A 15,961-nucleotide genomic window follows, 5' to 3' on the forward strand; every position below is an offset into this window, starting at 1 on the left:
CGCAGACGCCGCAGTACAGCAGCCCCCGGAGCTGGTATGGCTTGGGGGTGCGCTATGTCGCGCCCGAAGTGCCCGCCGAGGAACGACGACAGCTCCCGCCTGGCCGAGCCGGGGTCGACGGCGCGCTCGGTGTGCACGCAGTCCAGCACGCAACCGCCCTCCACCAGGTCCAGGCGGAAGCTCGACGACCCGGCGTTGACAGTGAGTATCGCCGCCGACTCCGTCACCTGCTCGTCGATCGACACGCCCATGCCCGCTCGGCTACCCCTCATCCCAGGCGCAAAACGGACACCGCGCTTTACCGCCCTCAGAGATTGCCTCGTCTGGAGGTCGGGTAGTCGTGCGCCATGGACATCACCCTGAAGGTGAACGGATCGTCACATTCTGTGCACGTGGACCCTCGGATGTCGCTGCTCGACCTGCTCCGTGAACGGCTGGGCCTGATCGGCGCCAAGAAGGGCTGCGACCACGGCCAGTGCGGGGCCTGCACGGTCCTGATCGACGGGCGGCGGGCCAACTCCTGCCTGGCGCTGGCGGTGGCGATGGACGGCTCGGAGATCGTCACCGTCGAGGGGCTGATGGAGGGTGACGAGCTGCATCCGCTGCAGGCCGCGTTCATCGAGCACGACGCCTTCCAGTGCGGCTACTGCACGCCGGGGCAGCTCTGCTCGGCGGTGGGGATGCTGGGCGAGCAGGGCCCGAGCGCGATCACCGGCGATCTCCGCGAGGACCCCGGCCTGACGCCGGAGGAGATCAGGGAGCGCATGAGCGGCAACCTGTGCCGGTGCGGCGCCTACGTCAACATCGTCAGCGCCATCGCCGAGGTCGCGCCATGAAACTCTTCGAATACACCCGGGCGGGCAGCGCGGCGGACGCGGTGCGCAGGTTCGGGCCGGGCGCCATGTACCTGGGCGGCGGCACCAACCTGGTGGACCTCATGCGGCTGGGCGTGGCCGAGCCGGACCGCCTGGTGGACGTCGGCAAGCTGCCGCTCGACGCCATCGAGCAGGCCGGCGACCGGCTCCGCGTCGGCGCCGCCGTGCGCAACAGCGATCTGGCGCTCCACCCCCTGGTGCGCTCCCGCTACCCGATGCTGGCCCGGGCGGTGCTGTCCGGCGCCTCCGGCCAGGTGCGCAACATGGCCACGGTGGCCGGCAACCTGCTGCAGCGCACCCGCTGCCCGTACTTCCAGGACGTGACCCGGCCGTGCAACAAGCGCCAGCCCGGCTCCGGCTGCCCGGCCATCGAGGGCGACCACACGAACCTGGCGATCCTCGGCACCTCGCACGCCTGCGTGGCCACCCATCCGTCGGACATGGCGGTCGCGCTGGCCGCGCTGGAGGCCGAGGTGCACGTCACCGGCCAGGGCGGTGACAAGATCGTCCCGATGCCGGGGCTGCACCGGCTGCCGGCCGACGCGCCCGAGCGGGACACCGTGCTGGAGCCGGGCGACCTGATCACCGCCGTGGAGCTGCCCGCCCCGCCGCCGGGCGCCTCGCTCTACCGCAAGGTACGCGAGCGGGCGTCGTTCGCCTTCGCCCTCGTGTCCATCGCCGCCGTGCTCGACGTCCGGGACGGCACCGTCACCGGCTGCCGCATCGCGCTCGGCGGCGTCGCCCACGCGCCGTGGCGGGCCGAACGCGCCGAGCAGGTCCTCGTCGGCGGCCCGGCGACCGGTGAGGCGTTCCGCACCGCCGCCGAGGCCGAGCTGGAACAGGCCCGTCCGCTTCCGCGCAACGACTTCAAGGTGCCGCTGACCCGCAATCTGATCGTCCGCACGCTTGAGGAGCTGACGCCGTGAACCGCGTCGAGGGCCGCGTCAAAGTCGCCGGGCTGGCCACGTACGCCGCCGAATACCCGGTCGAGGGCGTCACCTACGCCTATCCCGTGCAGTCGCGGATCGCCAAGGGCCGCATCAGGCGCATCGACGTCCGCGACGCGCTCGCCATGCCCGGCGTGCTGGCCGTGCTGTCCAGCGAGGACCCGCCCCGGCTGGGCCCGGCCGCCGAGGGCGAGCTCGCGCTGTTCCAGAGCCGGGAGGTCGCCTACCGCGGCCAGCTCGTGGCCGCCGCCGTGGCCGACACCTACGAGAACGCCCGCGCCGCCGCCGACGCGATCGTCGTCGAGTACGAGCAGGACATCCATGACGTGGCCCTGCGCGCCGACCACCCCAACCTGTACCAGCCGGAGACCGTCAACCCCGGCTTCCCGTCCGACACCGTGAAGGGCGACATCGAAGCCGGGCTCAACGCGGCCGAGACCGTCATCGACGTGACCTACACGACCCCCGTCCTGCACAACAACCCGATGGAGCCGCACGCCGCCCTGGCGCTGTGGGACGGCGAGGGCAGGCTGCTGGTGTACGACACCACGCAGGGCACGTCCTCGAGCCGCGACCTCCTCGCCCAGACCCTCGGCGTGTCCAGTGAGCAGGTGCGGGTGGTGTCCCGGCACGTCGGCGGCGGCTTCGGCTCGAAAGGCACCTCCAGGCCGCAGGCCGTGCTGGCCGCCCTGGCCGCCAGGGCCGTCGGCCGGCCCGTCAAGATCGTGCTGACCAGGCAGCAGATGTTCGACGTCACCGGCTACCGCACGCCCACGATCCAGCGGCTGCGGCTCGGCGCGGACGCCGACGGCCGGCTCACGGCGCTGGAGCACGTGGCCTACGAGCAGAGCTCGACGCTGGTGGAGTTCGCCGAGCAGACCACGACCCCGACCCGCGTCATGTACGCCACGCCCGCGCTGCGCACGGCCCACCGGCTCGTCCGGCTGGACGTCGCCACCCCGTCGTGGATGCGCGCCCCCGGCGAGTGCCCCGGCATGTACGCGCTGGAGTCCGCCATGGACGAGCTGGCCTGCGCCGCCGGCATCGACCCGATCGAGCTGCGCGTCCGCAACGAGCCGGAGACGGAGCCGGACAGCGGCCTGCCGTTCAGCTCCCGCAACCTGGTCGCCTGCCTGCGCGAGGGCGCCCGCCGCTTCGGCTGGGACCGGCGCGATCCCGGGCCGGGGCGCCTGCGGGAGGGCGAGTGGCTGGTCGGCACCGGCGTGGCCGCCTCCACCTACCCGGCCAAGCGCCGGCCGTCGAAGGCCGTCGTCACCATGCGGGAGGGCGACTTCCTCGTCCAGGTGGCCGCCGCCGACATCGGCACGGGCGCGCGTACCGCGCTGACCGGGATCGCGGCCGGCGCGCTGGGCGTCGCGCCCGACCGGGTGCACGTCGAGCTGGGCGACAGCGACCTGCCGGACGCCCCGCTCGCGGGCGGCTCCATGGGCACGGCCTCGTGGGGCTCGGCGGTCGTGCGCGCCTGCGAGCACCTCAAGGTGAACGGCACGGTGGGCCGCGCCGACACCACCGAGGAGGTCGCGCGGGACGCGGAGCTGTCCAGGCACGCCTTCGGCGCCCAGTTCGCCGAGGTACGGGTCAACTCCGTGACGGGCGAGCTACGGGTGTCGCGCCTGCTCGGCGTCTTCGCCGCGGGGCACATCCTGGACGCCGAGCTGGCCAGGTCGCAGTTCATCGGGGGCATGACGATGGGCATGGGGATGGCGTTGATGGAGGAGACGTACACCGACGAGGAGTTCGGCGGCTTCCTCCGGCGCGACCTGGCCCAGTACCACGTGCCCGCCTGCGCCGACGTGGAGCGGATCGAGGCGGTCTGGCTGGAGGAGGAGGACGACGACCTCAACCCCATGGGCAGCAAGGGCATCGGCGAGATCGGCATCGTCGGCACGGCCGCCGCCGTCGGCAACGCCGTGCACCACGCCATCGGCCACCGCGTGCGCGATCTGCCCATCACCCCGGCCAAGATCCTGCGGGCGATGTTTTAGCGCGCCCCGTCAAGGAAGGAGAAGTCTCTCGGTCCGGAGGCGGGAGGCGGCGTGAAGAACGAGTCGGAGCAGGAGCGCGCGGACCGGAACTTCGTGGAGCTCTTACAGGGCGCGCGCGTGGCGGTGACCGGGGTGCAGGTGCTGTTCGCGTTCCTGCTCACCGTGCCCTTCTCGGCCGGTTTCGGCAGGCTGGACCAGCCCGACCGGTGGCTGTTCTACCTGGCGCTGGTCAGCGCCGCGGTCGCGTCCATCTGCTACATCGCGCCGACCGCCCAGCACCGCGTGCTGTTCCGGCAGGGGCGCAAGGAGACCCTGGTACGGCGCTCCAACCTCTACGGCATCGTCGGCGCGCTCGCGCTGGCCGTGTCCATGGCGACGGCCACCATGCTCGTGATCGACTACCTGTTCGGCCCCGTGCTGGGCTGGACCACCGGCGGGATCCTGGCCGCGCTGGCCCTGTGGACCTGGTTCGGCCAGGCGGCGCTCAACCGCTCGGACGATCAGTCCTCCGACGGGAGCTCGGTGTCGTCGTCCGCGCGCTCGCGCGAGTAGGCGCCCCGCGCCACCATGTACGCCGCGACCGACACGGTGATCACCTGGGAGATGCCCGCCAGCAGCAGCGGCCCGGCGTTCGCCCAGGTGGGCCGGTGCAGCCACATGGCCAGCAGCACCAGCAGCACGCCGAGCACCTGCGGTTTGGTGCCCGCGTGCATGCGGTCCAGCGTGGTGCGGAACCGGACGAGCCCGGCCCCGGCCGACAGCGCCAGCGTCGCGCCCAGCAGCAGGCAGGCCGCCGCCCCCACGTCGGGCCAGCTCATCGGGACCTCCCCGAGAAGAAGCGGGCCAGCGACACGGACCCGACGAACCCCAGCAGCGACAGCACCAGCAGGATCGGCAGGTCCGAATAGTCGTCCCTGACCACGGCGAACGCCCCGACGCCGCACATGCACAGCGACGTCATCACGTCGACCGCGACCGCCCGGTCCAGCATCGTGGGACCGCGCGCCACCCGGTAGAGCGTGGCCGCCGCGGCGCATCCGAGCAGCCCCAGCGTCACGAGGTACACCACGGTCACGGCAGCTCCTCCCGGTCCCGCCGGGTGCCGAACGCCGCCACGATGCGCGACTCCAGCCCGGCCACGTCCGCCCGCACCGCCTCGGTGACGTCTCCCGGACGCCCCAGAACGTGCAGGTCCAGCTCGCGCTCCTCGGGGTAGGCCTGCACGACGAGGCTGCCGGGCACGGTCGACAGCGCGACCATGATCATCACGGTCATGGACTCCGACGACGTGCGCAGCCGTACCCGGACGATCTGGGTGGGCGGCACGCCGGGCCGCACCACCCAGACCACCACCCGAACGGTCGAGACCACCAGGTCCCGGCCGAACCAGAGCAGGAAGTCCACCAGCGCCACCGGATGGATCCTGATGCCCGGGTCGAGGACGGGCAGCGGCAGCAGCCACGTCACCACCAGCGCGACCGCCAGCCCGCCCAGCACGTTGCCGGCAGAAAGCTCGCCCCACAACGTCACCCACACCACCGCCAGCCAGGCGATCAGCGCCAGCCGCGGCTTCACGGCCGCCCCCCGAGCACGGCCGTGACGTACGGCTCGCGGGCCGTCAACTCGGCGGCGGCCCGATGCGTGAACGCCGACAGCGGCCCGGCCAGCACCGTGAACGACAGCCCCATGGCGACCAGCGCCGCCACCGACGCCGTCAGCGCTACCGGGACGGCCGTCGTGGTGACGGTCGGGTCCTCGCCGGTGTACTCCTCGCTCTCCACGACCGTGCCCGCCCGCACGGCCCGCGGGCCGCGCCAGAACGCCTTGCTCCACGTCTGGGCCACGGCGTACAGGGTGAGCAGGCTCGTCACCAGGCCCCCGGCCACGAGGGCGACGGGCAGCGGGCGGCCGTCGGCCAGGCCCGCCTGCACCAGCATCAGCTTGCCGAGGAAGCCGGACATGGGCGGGATGCCCGACAGGTTCATGGCGGGCACGAAGAACAGCACGGCCAGCAGGGGCGCGGTCGTCATCAGGCCGCCGAGCCCGTTCACCGACGTGGTGCCGGTGCGCCGCTCCACCAGCCCCGTCACCAGGAACAGGGTCGTCTGCACGGTGATGTGGTGCACCACGTAGAAGATCGCCCCGGCCAGCCCGGCGACCGTGGACAGGCCGACGCCGAACACCATGTAGCCGATGTGGCTGACCAGCGTGAACGAGAGCATGCGCTTGAGGTCGGTCTGCGCGACCGCGCCCAGCACGCCCGTCAGCATCGTGGCCAGCGCCACCCACATGAGCAGCGTCGACACCGGCCCGCCCGGGAACAGCAGCGCCTCCAGACGAATGATCGAGTAGACGCCGACCTTGGTCAGCAGGCCCGCGAACACGGCCGTGGCCGGGGCGGGCGCGGTGGGATAGGAGTCCGGCAGCCAGGCCGACATGGGGAAGATCGCCGCCTTGATGCCGAACGCCAGCAGCAGCGTCAGCTCCACCAGCAGCGCCACCTGCACGGGCAACGTGGCGAACCGTTCGGCGAGCTGCGCCATCGACAGCGTCCCGGTGGCCGCGTACGTGACTCCCAGCGCGATCAGGAACAACATCGACGAGGCCAGGGCCATCAGCGTGTACGTGGCGCCCGCCCGGATCCTGGACTCGGTGCCGCCGAAGGTGAGCAGCACGTACGAGCCGCTCAGCAGCAGCTCGAACGCCACGTACAGGTTGAACAGGTCGCCCGACAGGAACGCGTCCGCCACCCCGGCCACCATGACCAGGAACGCCGGATGGAAGATCGCCATGGGGGCGTCGTGCTCCTGCGCGGCGTAGGCGTTGGCGACCGAGTACACCATGACGCAGAACGTCACCGCCGACGACACCAGCAGCACCAGCGTGGACAGGCGGTCGGCCACCAGGCAGATGCCGACGGGCGCCGGCCAGCCGCCCAGCTCGGTGACCAGCGGGCCGCGGGTGTCGGCGGCGACCAGCAGCAGCGCCGAGACGACGACCGAGACGGCGAGCGTGACCAGGCTGATGAGCGACTGCAGCCGGCGCAGCCGCCCGCCGATCGCCAGCTTCACGCCGGCGGCCAGGAGCGGCAGCAGCACGGGCACGCAGATCAGCCTCTCCACGGGGTCAGTCCTCGCCTTCCAGCTCGGGGTCCTGCGCGAGGGCCTGGCGCTCCCGCTCCTCCCTGATGGCCGCCCGCATCTGCCTGCGCGCCTCCCGCTGCCGTGCCTTGAGCCTTCTCCGCATCCCCCGCTCCCTGGCCGCCTGCTCCTCCCGCCCCCGCGTGTGCTGCTCGCGCAGCTGCTCGATGCGCTCGGCGTTGTCCAGGGCGGCCGCGTCCTCGCGCCGCCCCGCCTCCTCGAAGCGCAGGTGCACCTCCTCCTCGGTCAGCCCCTCCTGCCGCCGCTCGTGCATCCACCGTTCGAGCTCGTCGTGCACCCTGGAGATGCGCTGCTCCAGGTCGGCCTCCTGCAGCCGCTCGCGCTCGGCCTGCTCGGCGGCGAGCTTGGCCAGCTCGGCGCGCTGCTCGGCGACCAGCCGCCGGTAGGCGTCCCGCCGGGCGCGCACGGCGTCGCTCAGCTCGCCGCGCCGGGCGCGCAGCCGTACGCGGCGGTCCTCGGTGTCGTCCTGGACCTCGTCGCTCCCGGACAGCTGCCACGACCGGTGCGCCAGGGCCAGCAGGAACGCCGTCACCCCCAGGGTGATCACGATCGCGGTGAGCACCATGGCCTGCGGCAGCGGGTCGGCCCGCCCGCGGACGTCCACGAAGGGCGGGCCGCCCGGGTCGCCTCCCGCGGTGACGATCAGCAGGTTGATGCCGTTGCCCAGGAGGACGACGCCGGCCAGCACCCGTACCAGGCTCCGCTCCAGCAGGAGCGTGACCCCGGTGGCGACCATCGCGAAGCAGGCCAGGAAGGGCAGCAGGGTGACGGTCACATGCTCTCCTGCCGGTCCAGCTCGGCGCCGAGGGAGCGCAGGATGTCCTGGACCATGCCGACGACGGACACGTACACGCCGAGGTCGAACAGCAGCCCCGTGGACACGTGCAGGTGCCCGGCCAGGGGCACGCTCACGTCCACGGTCAGCAGGTCGAGCGCCGCCCGCCCGAACAGCAGCCCGATCAGCGCCGTGCCCGCCGACAGCGTGAGCCCGGCGCCCATGAGCACCCCGGCGTGCACCGGGAGCGCGGCGGCCAGCTCGTTCCGCCCGCCCGCCAGGTAGCGCACGGTGATCGCCAGCCCGGCCACGATGCCGCCGGCGAACCCGCCGCCGACCTCGCTGTGCCCGATGAACAGCAGGAACACCGAGAGCACCAGGACCGTGTGGAACGTCAGCCGGGCCACCACCTCGAACGCCAGCGCCCGCTGCCCGCGCGGCAGCGTGGCCGACAGCCAGCGGGTGCGCTCGGCGGGCGGCCCTTCGACCGGCTCGATGTGGTACGACCTGCGCCGCAGGAACACCAGGCTCGTCACGCCCAGGGTCAGCACGACGAGCACCGTGCTCTCGCCCATGGTGTCCCAGGCGCGCAGGTCGACGATGAGGGCGCTGACGATGTTCCGGGCGCCGGCCTGCCCGGCGGCCGCCTCCAGGTGCGCGCCGACCGGCTCGGCGGTCCGCGCGCCCATCGCCAGCATGCCCGCGCCGGTGACCACCACCCCCACGGCCAGCCCGAGCGCCACCCTGAACGGGAACGGCAGCCGCCCCCTGACCGGGCCGAGCGGCAGCCGCCGCAGCACCAGCGCGAACATGACCAGGCTCACCGTCTCGGCCAGGAACTGGGTGAGCGCCAGGTCGGGCGAGCCGTGCGCGAGGAACAGCAGCGCCGTGCCGTACCCGGTGAGGCCGACGACCAGGGCCAGCAGGATGAACGCGCGGGCGAACAGCGCCAGCACGGCCGCCGCCACCATCAGGACGGCGACGACGGGCTGCTCGGGGCGCTGCCAGAGGACGACGGGCACGCCGAGGTGGGGCGGGCCGCCGGAGGCGAGGGAGAACACGCCGACGCCGACCGCGGCCAGCAGGGTGAGCGTCAGGTAGTCGGGTACGGACCCGCGCTGGATGAAGCCGGTGAGCTGCATGGCGAAGCGGTCGAGCCGCTGCACGAGCGCCCAGAAGACCTGCCCGGAGTCGACCACGTGCAGCGCCGCCCCCGTCCTGGCCACGGGCTCCCTGGCCAGGAACAGCGCCACCCCGGCCGCCACCGACACCGCCGACAGCAGGAGCGGCAGGGTGAAGCCGCCCCACGGCGCCAGATGGACGTCATGCCCTTTAATGTGAAATGTCCCGATATATCCGGAAAAGGCGGAGGCGAACCACCCGGCGAACGGCGTCAGGACCAGCCCGAGCAGCGACAGCAGCGCGGCAGGTCCCGTCATGGCCGCGGGCATGGGATGCGTCTGCCGCGCCGCCACCCCCGGCTTGTCGCAGAACGCGCCCCACAGGAACCGCAGCGTGTACGCCGCCGTCAACGCCGACCCGGCCACCACGCCCGCCAGCACGACCGGCGCGCCCATGAGCGCCTCCAGCGCGGCCTCCTTGCCCGCGAACCCGGCCAGCGGCGGCAGCCCCGCCATCGACGCTCCCGCCAGCACCGCGACCCCGCACACCCACGGCATCGACCGGCCGACCCCGCTCAGCTCGCGCAGGTCGCGGGTGCCCGCCGCGTGATCGACGATGCCCACCACCAGGAACAGCGCGGCCTTGAACAGCGCGTGCGCCAGCAGCATGCCCGCGCCGGCCAGCGCCGCGCCCCCGTCGCCCGAGCCGAACAGCACCGTGAGGAAGCCGAGCTGGCCGACCGTGCCGTAGGCGAGCAGCCGCTTGAGATCCGTCTCGCGCAGCGCCCGCCACCCGCCCAGCACCATCGTGACCAGGCCGAGCGGCACCGCCACCGCCCGCCAGACCGTCAGGTCCCCGAGCGCGGGGCCGAGCCTGGCCAGCAGGTACACGCCGGCCTTCACCATGGCGGCCGCGTGCAGGTAGGCCGATACGGGGGTGGGGGCGGCCATGGCGGCCGGCAGCCACATGCTGAACGGGAAGATCGCCGACTTCGACAGCGCGCCGGCCAGGATGAGCACGACGGCGACGGGGCCCGCGTGGGGCGGGTGCGCGACGATGTCCGAGACGCGGTACGTGCCCGCGGCCTGCCCGAGCAGGACGAACCCCGCCAGCATGGCCAGGCCGCCGAACGTGGTGACCATCAGCGCCTTCATGGCGGCCTGCCTGCTCAGCCTGCTCTCGGGGTCGTACCCGATGAGCAGGTAGGAGAAGACGGTGGTCAGCTCCCAGAAGACGTACAGCAGGAGCAGGTCGTCGGCCGCCACCAGCCCCAGCATCGACCCGGCGAAGCCCGTCATGAAGCAGCCGTAGCGCCCGAGCCCTTCGTCGTCCCGGCTGAAGTAGCGGGAGCTGTAGATCATGACCAGCGCGCCCACGCCGGTGACCAGCGACATCATCAGCACGGCCAATGCGTCGGCGCGGAAGGACAGCTCCAGCCCCAGCACGGGCGCCCAGGCCGCGCTCTCCTGAGGGGGCAGCCACAGCAGGACGGCGACGAAGGCGATGCCCGGGGGAAGGGCGAGCACGGCCAGGGACGTGCGCCTGACCAGCCAGGGAGCGCACACCGCCGCCACCGCGTGCAGGACCAGCAGCGACTCCATGGGCTCCTCGGGAGGGACTTTTCCGGCTACGTCCGCCAATCTCTCCCGGCACGGCACGCGCGCCCCGCAGGCGCGACCGTGGTTGACCCGAACGACACCAGTCCCACACCGTGGTGTGGGACTGGGGGAACAGGAGGCTTACGCCCCAGTAGTGTGCGAGGCGGAGCAGGCTCCGGGCCGCGGTGGGACGACCGTGATCAGGTAGCGGTCGATCTGCTTCTCCACGCAGCTCGAACCGCCGCTGTACGCGGTGTGCCCGTCGGCGTCGTTGGTCAGCAGCACGCCCTTCGACAGCTGGGACGCCAGCGCCTTCGCCAGGCCGTACGGCGTGGCCGGGTCGCGGGTCGTGCCCACCACCACGATCGGCGGCGAGCCCTGGGCCCGCACCTTCTTGGCGAACCTGGTGCCCTTGACCGGCCAGTACGGGCAGCCCGACTCGGGGTGGTCGAGGCAGTTGATCGCCATGAGCGCCTCGTACCGGTTGTCGTAGCTGCCGTCGGCCCGCCGGCCGTTGTAGTCGTCGGCGAGCAGCAGCAGCTTCGTGCCGTCGCCCTTGAACGCGTCCGCCAGCGCGACCCGCAGCGTCGGCCAGTAGGCCACCGCGTAGAGGGCGTTCATGACGCCGGTCCGCGCGACGGCCTCGCTGACCTGCCGGCCGTCGTAGGTGTTGCGCAGCGGCGCCTGGTCGGCCCGCTTGTACAGCGCGTCCAGCCGCTTCCAGGCCGCGCCGACGGAGTGCTTCTTGAACGGGCAGTCCTTGGCCTTGAAGCAGTCGCGCATGAACGACTCGGTCGCCACCTGGAAGCCCTTGGCCTGTGACCGGGCGAACTCGACGCCGGTCTGGTTCGGGTTCTCGGCCCCGTCGAGCACCATGGCGCGGATCCTCGTGGGGAACAGGTCGGCGTACCTGGCGCCGAGGTAGGTGCCGTACGACCAGCCGAGGTACGTCAGCCGTCGCTCGCCCAGCGCGGCCCGCATCACGTCCATGTCCCTGGCGGCCTCGCCGGTGCCGACGTGCGCGAGGAGCTGCTTGCCCGCGTTCTTCGCGCAGGCGCCGGCGAACGCCTTGGCCCACTGCTTGGCCTGCTTGACCTCGGTGCGGTTGTCGGGCGTCGGGTCGGTGGCGAAGAGCGCGTCGAGGCCGAGCGTGCCGAGGCAGCGCACGGGAGCCGAGGCGCCCACGCCGCGCGGGTCGAAGCCGACCACGTCGAACCGCTGCCTGAGAGAAGGGGACACCATGGTCTTCGCGGCTTTCAACGAATCGACGCCGGAGATGCCCGGGCCGCCGAAGTTGAGCACGATCGACCCGATCTTCTTTCCGGTGGCGCGCAACCGGACCAGGCTGATCTTGATCTGCCTGCCGCCGGGCTTCGAATAGTCGAGCGGGACCCGCAATTTCCCGCATTCATATCCGTTGCCACAGGAGGACCAGGCCACCCGCTGACCGTAATAAGCGTCGAGTCCGCCGGGCCCGGTCGCCCGCGCCGGCGCCGCCAGACCGGCGGCGGCGATCAAGCCTGCGATGGCGGGCGAAATGATGGTGATTAGACGTCGCATGAATAGAACGTGAATGTGACAGCTTGCGGCGGCCTTTAAGGGCGCTGGAATAGATCGTCTGCAAGCGCGAATTCGGGGCTCGCCCATGCGCCGCCCTCGACAAGGTAATCGCATGGTAGTGCTCGGGTGCCCAATCGCGCCGATCTCGCGTCAGGCGCGGGGACGTGTCGTACCGAACTCCGCCATCCCGGCCCCCGTTCCCATGCCGCCGCCGTACCCTCGGTGATCTGCGCGCAAACCGGGGCCGGGTCATGGGGGCTTCCCGCTACGGTTGCGCGCGTGGAAATCGTGCGGCGAGGGGAGCGGGGCGATGGCTGAGCCGCCACGGGTGCCGCCGGAGATGTTCCGGTTCGCCACCACCGACCGGGCAGACCTGAACACCGCGGTCCTCTACGCCTTCGGCGAGGCCGGCGAGCGGCTGGAGACGGCGCTCACCGTGGAGGCGGCGCGGGAGCGGCTGCGGGCGGTGGGCTGGTACGCGCCGGTCGGCGAGCAGGAGCTGACCGCGACGCTCAAGCAGCTCGCGGGGTGGGGGCTGCTCGACGTCATCTTCAACCACGCCGGCAGCTTCGCCACCGCCGAGGAGTACGAGCGCAAGAACCTGCAGTATTCGCTGACCAGGCGCGGCGAGGCGGCCTTCGCCGGCGTGCGGCACGCGATGGCGGTGCTGACCTCCGCCGGCGCGCTGCAGACCGCGGTGCTCGACGCCATCGCCGACCGGCTGGGGGAGCTGGAGTCGCTGCTGCGCGACCCGGACCCCGGGCGCAACCGGCGGATCTTCGCGAGCCTTGAGGAGCTCGAAGGCCACCTCGACGGGCTGCGCGACAACACCAGGCAGTTCAACGGCGAGCTGCAGCGGCTGCTGCGCGTCGAGGGGACCGACCTCACCACGTTCCACGAGGTCAAGGGGGCCACCGTGGCCTACCTGCAGGAGTTCGTGAGCAATCTGGAGCAGCGCGGCGACGCCATCGCCGCCGCCCTGCGCGAGGTGGCCGGGCACGGGGTCGCCGTGCTGCACGCCCGCGCGCTCGACGGGGCCGACCTGCCGAAGGCGCCGGGCACGGATCACGTCACGTCGTGGCTGGCGGCGCGGGCGGCCAGGTGGGAGGGCCTGTGCCGGTGGTTCGCGCCCGAGGACAGGCCGACCGACGGATCGGACGACTGGGGGGAGCCGCGGATCCGCCGGCTCCATGACGTGGCGCGGCGGGCCATCGTGTCGCTGCTCCAGGTGCTCGACCGGATCACCGACTCCCGCCGCCGCTCCTCCAGCGCCGCCGCCGACTTCCGTACGCTGGCCCGCTGGTTCGCCGGCGCTCCGAGCGAGGACGACGCCCACCGGCTGTGGGACGCGGCGTTCGGGCTGGGCCCCGCCCGGCACGCGCACCTGGGGCACGCGGACGCGGAGCTGATCCCGGCCGGGGTGCCGTGGCGGGAGGCCGAGCCCGTGGAGGTGTCGGCGCTGCTGCGCTCGCGCGGGCGCACCGAGCGGATGGGCCGCACGGGCAAGGTGCGCGACGTCATCGCCCTGCGGGCCGAGCGCCAGGAGCGGGCCGGGAAGGAGCGGGCCGAACTGGAGGCCGCCTGGTCGGCGCTGGCCACCACCGGGGCGACCCGGCTGTCGCAGCTGGGGGAGCTCGACCACGACACGTTCGGGCGCCTGCTCGACCTGCTCGGCAGGGCCCTGGCCGAGCAGGTCGACTCGACCGGGTTCCGGCGGGCCGTGACCTCGGACGGGCGGGTGGAGATCGTGCTGCGGGCCCCGGAGGACGGCGCGGTGGCGGTGCTGCGTACGTCGGACGGCTGGTTCCGCGGCCCCGACTACCTCATCGACGTGCGCTCCCTGGGGCTCGCCCGCGTGGGCGGCTCCGCCGCCTACCACGAGCAGGCGGCGGGCGCATGAGCAGCCTGGCCAACCAGCTCGTCAGAGCCGAGAAGGAGGAGATCGCGCGGGCGATCAGGACCCTGCTCGGCCGGCCGCTGGTGTCCCTGCACGACGACGCCGCCGCCTTCGACCTGATCAGGAAGCGCCGGCAGCCGCTGATCCAGTGGTTCGACTACTTCTGCGGCTGGCGGCTGGTGGTGGAGCCGCGCCAGGGGTACGCCCGCCTCGTCAAGGTCAGATCCGAGGCGAGCGCCACCCGGCCCGCCCGGCGCCGCCGCACCACCAGGGCCCCGTTCGACCGCCGCCGCTACACGCTGCTCTGCCTCTGCGCCGCCGAGCTGCTCACCTCGCCGGTCACCACGATCGGCATGCTCGCCCAGCGCGTGGTCCAGGCCGCCGCCGTGGAGGCGGGGGTGCCCGCGTTCGACCCGGTCAGGAGCGAGGAACGGGCCGCGTTCGTGGACGCGCTCAAACAGCTGGAGCACTACGGCGCGGTCACGGCCATGGACGGCGCGACCGACTCCTACCTCGACGACGAGGACGCCAAGGTGCTCTACCGCGTCGACACCACCCGCGTGATCAGGCTCCTCGCCGCCCCGGTGCCCCCGTCCCGCATCGCCGCCGAGGGCGACGACCCGATGGGCCGGGTGCTCGGCACGCTCACCACCGAGCCCCGCTACGGCGGCGACGAGCCGACCGAGACCCAGCGCAACCTGTGGGCCAGGCACTCCCTTATGCGCCGCCTCCTCGACGAGCCCGTCGTCTACCGCGACGAGCTGACCCCCGAGCAGTCGGCCTACGCCGCCTCGCTCACCGGCCGCCGGATCATCCGCCGCGCCGCGGAGGAGGCCGGGTTCGTGCTGGAGGAACGGGCCGAGGGCTTCCTGCTCATCGACGCCGACGCCACCGCCACGGACACCAAGTTCCCCGACGACGGAAGCCACGCCAAGGTGGCCGCCCTGCTCATGCTCGACCTGCTCGTCTCCGCCGGCCCCGTCCGGGCCGCCCGGGTCGACGCCGAGGCCACGGAGCTGCTGCGCCGCTTCCCGCAGTGGGCCAAGGCGTACCAGTCCGACGGCGGCGGGCCGCGGCTGGCCGCCGACGCGCTGGAGGTGCTCGAACTGTTCGGGCTGGCCCGCCGCACGGGTGACCGGGTCGCCGCCCTGCCTGCCGCGGCCCGCTACCGGGTCGACCGCGGCACGGCCGTCCAGGAGGATTCATGACAGTCACGGAGCTCACCGCCACACTCACCACCGGCACGCGTGCGCAGGGCATGGACGCCCGCTGGGTGCCCGTACGCGCGGGGATCATGAACGTGTGGCGCTACTACGACGAGGTGTTCGAGTTCCACCGGGGCAGGCTGCTGCTGCGCGGGCCCAACGGCAGCGGCAAGTCCAAGGTGCTGGAGCTGCTGCTCCCGTACGTGCTCGACGCCAGCCTCAAGCCGAGCAGGCTGTCCACGTTCGGCGGCACCGAGCGCACCATGCACTGGAACCTCATGGGCGACGGCGCCACCGGCACCACCCGGGTCGGCTACGTGTGGCTGGAGTTCCGGCACGCCGACGGGCGCTGGTTCACGTGCGGCGCCCGGCTCCAGGCCACCGTCCACACCAAGAACGTCACCGCCGCGTACTTCACGACCGAGGCCCGCGTCGACGCCCCCGACGGCATCCGGCTCACCGGCGAAGGCGGCCAGCCCCTGACCAAGGCCCAGCTCGCCGAGGAGCTCGGCACATCGGGACAGGTCCACGAGTCCGCCGACGCCTACCGCGCCGTCGTGCGCCAGACGCTCTACCAGGCGCTCAACGAGCAGCGCTACGACTCGCTCCTCACCGCCCTGCGCCAGCTGCGCACCCCCAAGCTCTCCGAGCGCCTCGACCCGGGCCTGCTGTCCGACCTGCTGTCGAGCGCCCTGCCGCCGCTGGGCGAGGGGGAGATCCACGAGATCGCCGAGGGGTTCGAGCGGCTCGACCGGCAGCGCGAGGAGCTGCGCCTGCTCGACCGCGACGTCGAGGAGGCCGACCGGCTGGCCGGC

13 protein-coding genes and 2 pseudogenes are annotated in these 15,961 nt (G+C 72.7%); 7 read left to right on the forward strand and 8 right to left on the reverse strand.

What is annotated here, in order from left to right; translation table 11 throughout:
• Window positions 1–251 (reverse strand): annotated as a pseudogene (locus tag ACWDX9_RS47855) (hypothetical protein); the annotation flags it as partial.
• Window positions 252–347: 96 nt separating this feature from the next.
• On the opposite strand from ACWDX9_RS47855, the gene ACWDX9_RS47860 reads away from it, so the two are divergent.
• From ACWDX9_RS47860 to ACWDX9_RS47875, 4 genes are read left to right on the forward strand one after another with little or no spacing between them, the layout of a single operon-like run.
• Window positions 348–836 (forward strand): (2Fe-2S)-binding protein, encoded by a 489-nt coding sequence (locus ACWDX9_RS47860; RefSeq protein WP_350727750.1) that lies wholly within the window; start codon window positions 348–350, stop codon window positions 834–836.
• Window positions 833–1,801, forward strand: a complete 969-nt coding sequence (locus tag ACWDX9_RS47865) for an FAD binding domain-containing protein (RefSeq protein WP_364249310.1) — start codon at window positions 833–835, stop codon at window positions 1,799–1,801. The genes ACWDX9_RS47860 and ACWDX9_RS47865 overlap by 4 nt, the downstream gene beginning before the upstream one ends.
• Window positions 1,798–3,828: a xanthine dehydrogenase family protein molybdopterin-binding subunit gene (locus ACWDX9_RS47870; protein ID WP_449967388.1), complete on the forward strand. Its 2,031-nt coding sequence runs from the start codon at window positions 1,798–1,800 to the stop codon at window positions 3,826–3,828. The genes ACWDX9_RS47865 and ACWDX9_RS47870 overlap by 4 nt, the downstream gene beginning before the upstream one ends.
• A gap of 51 nt (window positions 3,829–3,879) precedes the next feature.
• The gene (locus tag ACWDX9_RS47875) at window positions 3,880–4,380 is read left to right on the forward strand and encodes a DUF6328 family protein (RefSeq protein ID WP_449967391.1); all 501 of its coding nucleotides are present in this window, start codon (window positions 3,880–3,882) and stop codon (window positions 4,378–4,380) included.
• Here ACWDX9_RS47875 and ACWDX9_RS47880 read toward each other — a convergent pair.
• The 7 genes from ACWDX9_RS47880 to ACWDX9_RS47910 form a co-directional block, all read right to left on the reverse strand.
• Complete coding sequence (locus ACWDX9_RS47880) at window positions 4,329–4,646, reverse strand: cation:proton antiporter (RefSeq protein WP_449967394.1); 318 nt, start codon at window positions 4,644–4,646, stop codon at window positions 4,329–4,331. The two genes, ACWDX9_RS47875 and ACWDX9_RS47880, sit on opposite strands and share 52 nt — an antisense overlap.
• Window positions 4,643–4,903 carry a monovalent cation/H+ antiporter complex subunit F gene (locus ACWDX9_RS47885; RefSeq protein ID WP_185074016.1) on the reverse strand — a complete coding sequence of 87 codons (261 nt, stop codon included), beginning with the start codon at window positions 4,901–4,903 and terminating at the stop codon, window positions 4,643–4,645. Before ACWDX9_RS47885 ends, ACWDX9_RS47880 begins: the two co-directional genes overlap by 4 nt.
• Window positions 4,900–5,403, reverse strand: a complete 504-nt coding sequence (locus ACWDX9_RS47890) for a Na+/H+ antiporter subunit E (protein ID WP_449967397.1) — start codon at window positions 5,401–5,403, stop codon at window positions 4,900–4,902. Before ACWDX9_RS47890 ends, ACWDX9_RS47885 begins: the two co-directional genes overlap by 4 nt.
• Window positions 5,400–6,950, reverse strand: a complete 1,551-nt coding sequence (locus ACWDX9_RS47895; RefSeq protein WP_449967400.1) for a Na+/H+ antiporter subunit D — start codon at window positions 6,948–6,950, stop codon at window positions 5,400–5,402. Before ACWDX9_RS47895 ends, ACWDX9_RS47890 begins: the two co-directional genes overlap by 4 nt.
• 4 nt (window positions 6,951–6,954) lie before the next feature.
• Window positions 6,955–7,764, reverse strand: coding sequence for a Na(+)/H(+) antiporter subunit C (locus ACWDX9_RS47900; protein WP_449967403.1), 810 nt, complete (start codon window positions 7,762–7,764; stop codon window positions 6,955–6,957).
• A complete protein-coding gene (locus tag ACWDX9_RS47905; RefSeq protein ID WP_449967406.1) occupies window positions 7,761–10,487 on the reverse strand; it encodes a Na+/H+ antiporter subunit A in 2,727 nt (908 codons plus the stop codon). The genes ACWDX9_RS47900 and ACWDX9_RS47905 overlap by 4 nt, the downstream gene beginning before the upstream one ends.
• Window positions 10,488–10,625: 138 nt before the next feature.
• Entirely contained in the window at window positions 10,626–12,044 is a 1,419-nt protein-coding gene (locus ACWDX9_RS47910; RefSeq protein WP_449967409.1) for an alpha/beta hydrolase, read from the reverse strand.
• Between the two features lie 310 nt (window positions 12,045–12,354).
• On the opposite strand from ACWDX9_RS47910, the gene ACWDX9_RS47915 reads away from it, so the two are divergent.
• The 3 genes and pseudogenes from ACWDX9_RS47915 to ACWDX9_RS47925 all read left to right on the forward strand — a co-directional run.
• A complete protein-coding gene (locus tag ACWDX9_RS47915; protein ID WP_449967412.1) occupies window positions 12,355–13,944 on the forward strand; it encodes a TIGR02677 family protein in 1,590 nt (529 codons plus the stop codon).
• Window positions 13,941–15,149: a TIGR02678 family protein gene (locus tag ACWDX9_RS47920; protein ID WP_449967414.1), complete on the forward strand. Its 1,209-nt coding sequence runs from the start codon at window positions 13,941–13,943 to the stop codon at window positions 15,147–15,149. Before ACWDX9_RS47915 ends, ACWDX9_RS47920 begins: the two co-directional genes overlap by 4 nt.
• Window positions 15,146–15,961: pseudogene (locus tag ACWDX9_RS47925) on the forward strand (hypothetical protein); the annotation flags it as partial. The gene ACWDX9_RS47920 and the pseudogene ACWDX9_RS47925, both read left to right, overlap by 4 nt.

Source organism: Nonomuraea sp. NPDC003201, from assembly GCF_053590415.1.